We start from the raw sequence: 7,876 nt of genomic DNA, 5'->3' as shown, positions 1-7,876 counted from the left end.
TGAAATCTCTGTTTAATAAAGTAAAAAACTGATCTTTCAAATTGAAAAATCAGTTTCTTTATTTTAAGCTAAGCAAGTTTACATTTTAAATAATTGTGGTGACCCACCGGGGAATCGAACCCCGGACACCATGATTAAAAGTCATGTGCTCTACCGACTGAGCTAGTGGATCTTAATGCACAACATCCTCAAGTATTGTATACCACTTTATATTTTTTGTCAACCAAAGCTTTCTATTATAGGTTTTCCGAAATATATATTTATATACTTAGTAGACCGCAATGTTTTTTTATTGTTTCTACAGATTTATTAAACTTAATTTGTTCCTCTTCTGTCATTTCTATCTCTACTAATTCTTTTACTCCATCTTTATTCAAAACTGCTGGCACCCCTGCAAATACATTATTAAATCCATATTCTCCTTCTAACAATGTTGATACTGGAATTATTTTATTTTCATCATTAAATATCGCCTTAATTATTCCAACTGCAGCAGTAGCAATTCCATAATAAGTAGTTCCTTTTCTATTAAAAACAGCCCATCCTGCCTGTGCAGTATCTAAGGTAAGCTTATCTAAATCTACATTACCAATTCTGTCTTTATTATCCTTTATTACTTTGCTGAAAGGCTTTCCTCCAATATATACATGAGACCATGGAACCATTTGAGAATCACCATGTTCACCCATAGAATACGCTTGAACACTTCTAGGATCTACTTGAACTAAATCTGCAATAAAGTGCTTTAATCTTGCTGAATCAACTGAAGTTCCTGTTCCAATTACATGGCTCTTAGGTAGTCCTGATAGTTTCCATACATAGTATGCCATTATATCAACAGGATTAGAGATTATAATAAAATGACCATTAAACCCGCTTTTCATAATGGGCTCTACTATTGACTTCATTATTCTAGCTGAAGCTTCTAAGGTATCCAATCTACTTTGACCTGGTTTTGGTGGCGGACCTGCTGTAATAATGATTGCATCTACATCTGCACAATCTTCATAGCTTCCTGCTCTAACCTTAGTGTGTTGGTCTAAATATTCAATACAATGACTTAAATCCATCGCTTCACCTAAAGCTTTTTCATGATTAATATCAATCATTATTATTTCTTCACAAACTCCTTGAGTAACTAAACTAAAGCCTGCACTGGATCCTACAAGGCCAGTTCCAACAATAGCAACTTTTCTAGACTTTATGGCCATTATTTTCCCTCCTAAAAAACTACATTATATAAGCAATTTTACTATTGCTTTCTTATATATTATAATTAGTATATATCATTAATTGACCTGTAACAATTTATCATTCAAATCTTCTTATTATCTAAAATATGGATTCAATACTAATTAAATAAATTATTGAAATTCCTTTAATTTGGGTTATAATATACTAATGAATAATAAAAATATCAGTTAAAACTTTCATACAATGAAAATTATAGAATTAATGACATTTTTAGAGATTGCCTAGTATCCCTATATGTTTTATAATATTTGTATACTAGAAAATTTATATTAAAAAGTAGGTGTACTTTATGAAAATTTCAACCAAAGGAAGATACGGTATTCAACTAATGTTGGATTTGGCTATACACTATAATCAGCAATTAGTACCATTAAAAGATATAGCATCCCGCCAAGAAATTTCCGAAAAATATCTTGAACAAATAATAACTCCTCTAAATAAATCTGGATATGTTAGAAGTGTTAGAGGTTCTCAAGGTGGATATATGTTAGCTCTTGAACCTTCAAAAATCACAATCGGAATGCTCTTAAGAGTATTAGAGGGTCCATTGTACCCTGTTGATTGCGCAGCTACTGATAATCCAAACTGTGATCGTGCTTCAACCTGTGTTACCATTGGCATATGGAAAAAGATGAAAGAAGCTGTTGAAAGTGTGGTTGATAACATATCACTTGAAGATTTAGTTGAAGAGTATAAATCAAAAATCGAGCCAGATTTCTGTATTTAGGTTTTATAAGTTATTCTTATAAAACCCTTTTTTTATTCTTTAGGCATTTATACTATCCTTGACATTTTTTTATTTTATGTCGAACTTAAGTCTTATATTGTAACTATCTGTTTTTATATTTCATAGTATAACCTATAAATTAATTATTATATATTTTAGAGAGGTATTACTATGTGTGGAATTTCAGGATGGATTGATTTTTCTAAGGATTTACTCCCTTTCTATAATGTTATAGAATCAATGAATGAAACTCTTAAGCTGAGAGGCCCTGATAGTGAAGGCTTTTTTTCAAACAATAATGTACTCCTAGGACACAGACGTCTTATAGTTGTTGACCCAGAAGGGGGAAAACAACCTATGATAAAGCATCTCAATTCTAACACTTATGTTTTAGTTTATAATGGAGAACTTTATAATACTGAAGACTTAAGAAAAGAACTCCTTTCCTATGGACATACATTTGACTCTTATTCTGATACAGAAGTTTTATTAACCTCCTATATTCATTGGGGAATAAATTGTGTAGATAAACTCAATGGAATCTTTTCATTTTGTATCTACGACAAAAATTCTCATAATATTTTCTTAGTTAGGGACCCTCTAGGGGTTAAACCTCTATTTTATTCAATTAAAGGATCCTCCTTAATATTTGGTTCTGAAATAAAAACATTACTTGCTCATCCTTATATAACTTCACGAGTCGATGAGAATGGATTAACTGAGCTTCTTGCTTTAGGTCCTGCTACTGCACCTGGAAGTGCTATTTTTAAAGATATTAAGGAAGTTCCACCTGGATTCTTTTTGAACTTTTCACCAAATGGATATTACCTAAAAGAATATTGGAAACTTACAGCCGAAGATTTTAATGAAACCCAAGATGAAGCCAAGGAGCATTTAAAAGAACTTTTAACTGATGCTATCACAAGACAATTAGTTGGTGATGTACCCTTATCAACATTTTTATCTGGTGGTCTAGATTCTTCTGTAATATCTGCCGTTGCAGCAAAAGAGTTTAAATCTAGAGGAAAAAAACTAACTACTTACTCAATTAACTTTGAAGATAATGAAACCTACTTTAAATCATCACTTTTCCAGCCAACTCCTGATGAAGAGTGGGCACAATTTATGTCAAAATACATCGATAGTAATCATCACACAATATTATTAAACAATTTAGATTTAGTTACTAACTTGAAAGATGCCTTAATTGCTAGAGATCTACCTGGTATGGCAGATATAGATTCATCTCTCCTCTTGGCTTGTAAAGAAATTCGAGAGGATTTTGTAATTGGTCTATCTGGTGAATGTGCAGATGAAATCTTAGGTGGATACCCATGGTTTACAAATAAAGACATGATGAATGCCACTACCTTTCCTTGGGCAAGATCTACTTCAAGCAAAATAGATATATTAAATCCTTCTCTTAAGCATTTAAAACTTCAGGAGGTTGTAGATGCAAACTATAATGATTCTATTTCGAGAGTATCTCACTTAGATGGTGAAAGTTCTTTAGATTATAGAATGAGGGAATTATTCTATTTAAATGTTAAATGGTTTATGGTAAATCTATTGAACCGAAAAGATAGAATGAGTATGTCAAATTCCCTAGAAGTTAGAGTTCCTTTTGCAGATATTAGATTAGTTCAGTATGCCTTTAACTTACCTTCTAATATAAAATTCCTCAATGGACGAGAGAAAGGACTTCTTAGAGAATCCTTAAGAGGAATACTTCCAGATGAAATTGTTGAGAGAAAAAAGAGCCCTTACCCAAAGACCTATCATCCAATATATACTGAAGAAGTGTGTAAGGAAATGAATAAGATACTAAACACGCCATCTTCTCCAATACTAAATATTATTGATAAGAAGAAAATTCAAGAGATAGTTGACACCAAAGGAACTTCCTATAAGATTCCTTGGTATGGACAGTTAATGATGGGACCACAATTTATAGCTTATTTAATCCAACTAAACTTATGGTTAGAGCTATATAATATACAGCTAGTTAAATAAAAAAGGTTAGGATTTCTCCTAACCTCTTATACTTTATTTCATTAATTTTTTCATGTGTGAAACTATTGGATCAGCTAAAGTTCCAACTACTATTTGGTAGTTTCCTTCGCCCATTTTCATAATTCCTGAAGCACCTAATTTCTTAAGTTCTTTTTCATTAATCTTACTTCCATCAGCTACTGATAATCTGATTCTAGTTACACAAGCATCTATAGTTTCAACATTTCCTTTTCCACCTATAGCATCAAGTATTCCTTGAGCTTTAACTGCTAAATCTGATGAACCTTTTGATGAACTTCTAACTTCTACATCTTCAGCATCTTCATCTTCTCTACCTGGAGTCTTAATATCAAACTTCTTAATGAAGAATAAGAATACAAAGTAGTAAATTGCAGCAAATACTAATCCAACTAATGCTAATCCTAATGGATTACTTGTATTTGGCTTATTGAAGTTTAATGCATAATCAATAAATCCTGCTGAGAAACCAAATCCTATTTTCATGTTAAGAGCATATGTTACTGCTCCTGCTACACCAGTTAATACTGCATGTATTCCGTATAGTACTGGTGCTATAAACATAAATGAGAATTCTATTGGTTCTGTAATACCAGTTAAGAATGAAGTAAATGCTAATCCTAATAACATACCAGTAACTTCTTTTCTTCTTTCTTTCTTAGCTGCTGTAATCATAGCTAAGCAAGCTGCTGGTAAACCAAACATCATTATTGGGAAGAAACCTGTCATAAATTGACCAGAGTTTGGATCTCCTGCAAAGTATCTTGTTAAGTCTCCTCTTACTATTTCTCCAGCTGCATTTGTGAATGTTCCAAATTGGAACCAGAATATTGAATTCATTACGTGATGTAATCCAAATGGAATTAACAATCTGTTTAATAGACCGAATCCGAAAGTTCCTACTGAACCGGAGTTAGCAACTGCATTACCGAATGTATCTAATCCCCATTGAATTCTTATCCATCCGTATCCTGCTAACACACCAAGAATTAAACATACAAGTGAAGTAACGATTGGTACAAATCTCTTACCACCAAAGAATCCAAGGAATTGTGGTACTTTAATATCTTTATACTTATTGTATAATTCACCTGCTACTATACCAACTATAATACCGGCTAATACTCCCATATTAATATCTTTATTGAAAGTAGCAGCAACTTCTGTAATTACAAAATAACCAACTGCTGATGATAGAGCCGCAACTCCATTATTTTCTTCAGCTAATCCTACTGCTATACCAATAGCAAATAATAATGCTAAGTGACCAAATACAGCATTTCCTGCTGCTGCCATCCATGGAATTCCTTTTTCCATTAAGTATTGATTTCCTGTCCAAGCCCAAACGTCATTTTGACCTAGTCTTAACATAAGTGCTGCTGCAGGCATTACTGCTACTGGTGTCATTAATGACTTACCTATTCTTTGAAGGTAAGCAAGAACTCTGTTGTTTCCTTTTGACATTTTGAAAACCTCCTAATAAATTTTTTTCGATACAGATGGTTATCAATGAATAATTGCAAATAAAAAAGCTGAAAAGAATATACATAATACATTCTTTCCAGCTAATGCCCTAAATAGTTACACGCTGTATCGATTAATATCTTTAATTACAAGTTCAGTATATACCAACCCATTTTACTTGTCAACGGTTTCAAGGAAAAATTTTTTTTAATCTTAAGAACTTATTATTTATCCCCCTAAGTTATTGACAACAAATGTCCGTGCCGTTATAATTTAATTAAACGTGTTACTGTTTATCAGGCATAAGTTTAATTTAAACTTATGCCTTTTTTAATACCGTGAAAACAATTTAGTGAATTTATTTTTAGGAAGGAAGTGAACTATCCTAATTATTTATTATAATTAGGTATTACTATGTTTGGATTATTTAACAAAGAAGTTAAAATTATAGCTCCAGTATCTGGTAAAACAATTGACTTATCTCAAGTACCTGATGAGGTATTCGCTCAAAAAATGGCTGGTGACGGCGTAGCTATTGATACTACTGGAGATCTAATCGTAGCTCCTGCTGATGGAGAACTTACATTACTTTTTAAAACAAAGCATGCTTTTGCTATGACCCTTTCAGACGGTACTGAGCTTTTAATACATGTTGGTTTAGAAACTGTTTCTCTAGAAGGCGAAGGATTTGAGGCTTTAGCTGAGCAAGGGTCTAAAATAAAAGCTGGAACACCTATATTAAAAATAGATAGAGATTTTATAAAATCAAAAGGTCTTTCACTAATAACTCCAGTTTTAATTACTAACCCAGATAATTTAAAAAACTTAAATGCTGTAATTGGTGAAGATGTTCATGCTGGTAAAGATACAGTTATTACTTATAAGAAATAAATAAAAAAGGGTGCTAAATTAGCACCCTTTATATTTTAACCTTTTTTAATGAAACTCTAAATCTCTCAATATGCATAGCTAAGTAAGCTACCTCATCTTCAACAACCTTAACATCTTCTAAATTATCTTCTAATATTACAGCTACATTCTGAGCTATCTTATATGACTTTCGATACTTTTTCTTTATCTCTTGTATTAAGTCGTTTGCAATAGGGCTGTTTGTCGTTATTCTCTCTATAGCAAATCTTAAATGAGTTAAAAATCTAGCATAATCTAATGACTTTCTGTCTATCTCAACCTCTAATGCATCCTCAACATATTCAATTATTGTATTACTAATGAAACTATATTTTATTGTATTAGAAAGCTTACCATTTTTTCTAGCAGAGTGTATATGAAGTGCTATAAATCCTACCTCTCCATCTGGAATATAAACACCCAGTTTTTCTTGTATCCTATCTGCAATATCCTGTGCTAAACTAAATTCCTTCTTATATAGTGTCTCAACTTCTGCAACGAATGGATTTTGTATTTCTTCATTATTTTTAAGTCTTTTAATAGCAAAAGATAAGTGATCTGTTAGTGCTATGTGAATGTTTTCACTCAATTCTTCTCCTAGCTCTTTTGATATATAAAATATCATCTCTTCACAGAATCCAATAAATTCATTATCTACATTATTAGTTAACTCTCTAAAATTTCTTAAATTATCCTTATCTTCTATTACAAATATCTTTTCTATTTCTATTCCCTTTTTAATTAACTCTCCAGGTCTTTTACCAAAGCCGATCCCCTTTTCAAATAATAACTTTTCCCTACCCTCTGCTTCCACAAGAACTATATTATTATTGAAGGCTTTTATAATTTTACAATCTTGCTCCAAGGCCTTTTGCATTTTTACACCCTCTATCCATTCATACTTATATATTTATTCTAATTATATTTTCATATAAATTCAATTATTATATTTTTATTTCATATTATAATTATGTAATAATATACAAAAAACGAGGACCTATATCTATAGGATTACCTCGTTGCTTTCCAAATCTAAATTGTATTTAATATTTTGGTGGCTTACCGGGGAATCGAACCCCGGACACCATGATTAAAAGTCATGTGCTCTACCGACTGAGCTAGTAAACCATATAAATTGGCGATTCCCTACTCTCCCACACAGTCTCCCGTGCAGTACCATCGGCATCTCAAAGCTTAACCGTCCTGTTCGAAATGGGAAGGGGTGTTACCTTTGTATCATCATCACCAATTTTACCTCTAAATTTGCTATATTCTTCGCACTGCTGTGTCAACTTCGTCACTGCGAGGCTCACATAGCTTATAGTATGCTGCGCTTCTCGTTCCTCGTTTCCTTGCATTGCTCGAATCTATCAAATTTAATGTGAATTTACTCTTATGTGAATAAATCCTTTTTTGAATTAACTCTATTATGAATTAATTATTTGTTGAAAAAACTTGCGTTCTTTCAAAATTGCACACAGTATCCAGTTG

6 protein-coding genes, 2 tRNA genes and 1 rRNA gene are annotated in these 7,876 nt (G+C 32.0%); 3 read left to right on the top strand and 6 right to left on the bottom strand.

Translation table 11 applies throughout. From position 1 onward, the window contains the following. Nucleotides 1-96 precede the first annotated feature (96 nt). Nucleotides 97-172 (bottom strand) — tRNA-Lys (locus tag PTZ02_RS19145). Between the two features lie 88 nt (nucleotides 173-260). Next, nucleotides 261-1,211, bottom strand: coding sequence for an L-lactate dehydrogenase (locus tag PTZ02_RS19140; protein WP_202769010.1), 951 nt, complete (start codon nucleotides 1,209-1,211; stop codon nucleotides 261-263). Between the two features lie 332 nt (nucleotides 1,212-1,543). On the opposite strand from PTZ02_RS19140, the gene PTZ02_RS19135 reads away from it, so the two are divergent. Together PTZ02_RS19135 and asnB are read left to right on the top strand one after the other, a co-directional pair. After that, entirely contained in the window at nucleotides 1,544-1,981 is a 438-nt protein-coding gene (locus PTZ02_RS19135) for an RrF2 family transcriptional regulator (protein ID WP_202769009.1), read from the top strand. Nucleotides 1,982-2,152: 171 nt separating this feature from the next. Then, nucleotides 2,153-3,994: an asparagine synthase (glutamine-hydrolyzing) gene (asnB, locus tag PTZ02_RS19130; RefSeq protein ID WP_274229336.1), complete on the top strand. Its 1,842-nt coding sequence runs from the start codon at nucleotides 2,153-2,155 to the stop codon at nucleotides 3,992-3,994. A 33-nt stretch (nucleotides 3,995-4,027) separates the two neighbouring features. Here the strand turns inward: asnB and nagE are convergent, their stop codons facing one another. Further along, on the bottom strand, nucleotides 4,028-5,476 hold the full coding sequence (gene nagE, locus PTZ02_RS19125) for an N-acetylglucosamine-specific PTS transporter subunit IIBC (RefSeq protein ID WP_202769007.1): 1,449 nt from the start codon (nucleotides 5,474-5,476) through the stop codon (nucleotides 4,028-4,030). A gap of 414 nt (nucleotides 5,477-5,890) precedes the next feature. Between nagE and PTZ02_RS19120 the strand changes: the two genes are divergently transcribed. Beyond that, a complete protein-coding gene (locus PTZ02_RS19120) occupies nucleotides 5,891-6,367 on the top strand; it encodes a PTS sugar transporter subunit IIA (RefSeq protein WP_274229335.1) in 477 nt (158 codons plus the stop codon). 28 nt (nucleotides 6,368-6,395) lie between these two features. Here PTZ02_RS19120 and glcT read toward each other — a convergent pair whose 3' ends face one another. The 3 genes from glcT to rrf all read right to left on the bottom strand — a co-directional run bounded on the left by glcT (nucleotide 6,396) and on the right by rrf (nucleotide 7,635). Beyond that, a complete protein-coding gene (glcT, locus tag PTZ02_RS19115; RefSeq protein WP_274229334.1) occupies nucleotides 6,396-7,262 on the bottom strand; it encodes a glucose PTS transporter transcription antiterminator GlcT in 867 nt (288 codons plus the stop codon). Nucleotides 7,263-7,437: 175 nt separating this feature from the next. After that, nucleotides 7,438-7,513 (bottom strand) — tRNA-Lys (locus PTZ02_RS19110). Nucleotides 7,514-7,518: 5 nt separating this feature from the next. Then, nucleotides 7,519-7,635: ribosomal RNA gene (gene rrf, locus PTZ02_RS19105) — 5S ribosomal RNA — on the bottom strand. Nucleotides 7,636-7,876 lie beyond the last annotated feature (241 nt).

It is taken from the genome of Clostridium sp. 'White wine YQ', from assembly GCF_028728205.1.
Taxonomy (GTDB): domain Bacteria; phylum Bacillota; class Clostridia; order Clostridiales; family Clostridiaceae; genus Clostridium_T.
This window is presented reverse-complemented; position numbering and strand designations above follow the sequence as displayed.

Coding starts and splice junctions, on each gene's coding strand:
- PTZ02_RS19140 (WP_202769010.1), bottom strand. CDS start 1,211: ATGGCCATAAAGTCTAGAAAAGTTGCTATTGTTGGAACTGGCCTTGTA.
- PTZ02_RS19135 (WP_202769009.1), top strand. CDS start 1,544: ATGAAAATTTCAACCAAAGGAAGATACGGTATTCAACTAATGTTGGAT.
- asnB (WP_274229336.1), top strand. CDS start 2,153: ATGTGTGGAATTTCAGGATGGATTGATTTTTCTAAGGATTTACTCCCT.
- nagE (WP_202769007.1), bottom strand. CDS start 5,476: ATGTCAAAAGGAAACAACAGAGTTCTTGCTTACCTTCAAAGAATAGGT.
- PTZ02_RS19120 (WP_274229335.1), top strand. CDS start 5,891: ATGTTTGGATTATTTAACAAAGAAGTTAAAATTATAGCTCCAGTATCT.
- glcT (WP_274229334.1), bottom strand. CDS start 7,262: ATGCAAAAGGCCTTGGAGCAAGATTGTAAAATTATAAAAGCCTTCAAT.